Raw genomic sequence first — 1,811 nt, forward strand, 5'->3', positions numbered from 1 at the left:
TTCCATCCCGAACTCGGTTGTTAAACGCTGTGGTGGCGAAGATATTTGGCGGGTCACTGCCTGAGAAAATAGCTCGATGCCTGGTTAATTTTACTTACACAAAGCCCCCCTCGGAATATTCCGAGGGCAGGGTGGATTAATTGTCGAGAGGCCTTCATCAATGCTATGAAGGCTATTGACCAACTTTATGCGAGGCATTTAACAGGTTTATCTAGACCAGATAAATCAAAAAGCAACTCACTCAAATCTTCTATTTGATTAGCCATTAATCTTAAAGCTTCAGGAAAAGTATGAGTACCTTTCATTCGAGCCAATGACACTAAAAATTGCCTGACCATTGCCCAATTAGCAGGTGCATTGCCACCGCGACGAATATCGTTATCCTCGTTTAACGTCACATCTTTAACCCAATGCAGTCGATTCTCAATTAACCAGTGCCCACGAATAGCCTCGGCAAATTGACTCGCAGACCAATCCAGACTACTTAAATAATAGTGTACTTCATCGAAATTAATCAGGTGACGACGACTTTTTTTCCCCTCCCATCTGGTTCCATATCTCCTGACCACAATTATGTGTTTTGCACTCCTCCAAAGGGGTAATAATTGAGGTGGAATTGGATAAATCTTGGTGTGGCGAGTTGTGGTTCGCCCATGTACACATTCAGAGACTTCGTATTCGTCAGTCGCCACGGCAGAACTCACTAATTTCTTAGCCGCTTTAAACAGATTTAATTGATTCTTTTTGAGCGTAACTATATAGTCATTGCCACAATTAATAATTAACGCTAGCGTTTTTTTTTGACAAGGTAGTGCATCGAGGGTAATTACTACTTTATTACCGGAGAGTTCTTGAACTAGCTCCTGGACGACTTCGACTTCACTTTGGAGTTTATTTTCCATGACTTTATGTCGAACTACCCATCCATGATGATGACTATAAACGGAAACCATACTCACAAAGTTTTGGTAAGAACTGCTGCCACCTACTGAGGTACTTTTTAGGCTTTTTCCATCCATTGCCATCAATTCTCCTTCGTCTATTGACAATTCCTGTTGAGACCATATATTGAAAAGAACTGCTAATATCTCAAAATCCAATGATTGAATTATATTCCTAAAGGTTGAGTCTGATGGAAAGCGAATATCACTTGGAAGGTTGAATAATTTTATGAGGGTCTTTCTATGATTTTTGGTAAATTCTACTAAGGGCTTATACCCCCAATATCCCGTGCAACTACCCAATAAAATTATCGTTAATATCAGCCAAAGTTCATGTCTAATACCTCTCGAATGTCTATGATCTGGAACAGCTTTAATTGCTTCAATTAAATTCATTGTTGATTCATTCCACCCTGGATAGTCTACCCGGACGGGGCAGACTTGATTACCTCTTCTATCATACATACCCCCATGACAATTAATCCACCCTGCTTTTTATATAGGGCTATGGGGTGAATCATGGGTTGATTCAATATCTAGTAATTGGCTGGTTGTTGTTGAATTAATGTCTTTGTCTCCACATAAACTACCTAATTATCAACAAGGGTTAAGAGCTATGAGACTGATCCTGTCAGCGTTATAGGCGACTTGTAGCCCGACAGGATTTTACCATTAAAATCAATGTAGTTCCTATCTGCTTGTAGTCTTCTACTATGACACCGGGTAAATCTAGAATATTTGTCCTGACGGGGTGACAACCCCGTTAAAACCCATAGCTAACAAAGGTTTGACCGATTTATGGTAAAAAAAGATGGGGTCAATATCGTTAAACAACCCCATCTATAGAAAATGTTACCTCCATTTTACCAA

1 protein-coding gene and 1 rRNA gene are annotated in these 1,811 nt (G+C 39.9%); one reads left to right on the forward strand and one right to left on the reverse strand.

Going from position 1 to position 1,811, the window contains the following annotated elements:
• Window positions 1-85 (forward strand): 5S ribosomal RNA (gene rrf / locus IQ263_RS30150); the annotation flags it as partial.
• 100 nt (window positions 86-185) lie between these two features.
• Here the strand turns inward: rrf and IQ263_RS27990 are convergent.
• Window positions 186-1,337, reverse strand: a complete 1,152-nt coding sequence (locus IQ263_RS27990; RefSeq protein WP_194071286.1) for an ISAs1 family transposase — start codon at window positions 1,335-1,337, stop codon at window positions 186-188.
• Window positions 1,338-1,811 lie beyond the last annotated feature (474 nt).

The sequence above is a fragment of the Tychonema sp. LEGE 06208 genome (genome assembly GCF_015207505.1).
GTDB lineage: Bacteria > Cyanobacteriota > Cyanobacteriia > Cyanobacteriales > Microcoleaceae > Microcoleus.

Bases quoted from the DNA above. Each gene is read 5' to 3' on its own strand.
- IQ263_RS27990 (WP_194071286.1), bottom strand. From the start codon at position 1,337: ATGAATTTAATTGAAGCAATTAAAGCTGTTCCAGATCATAGACATTCG.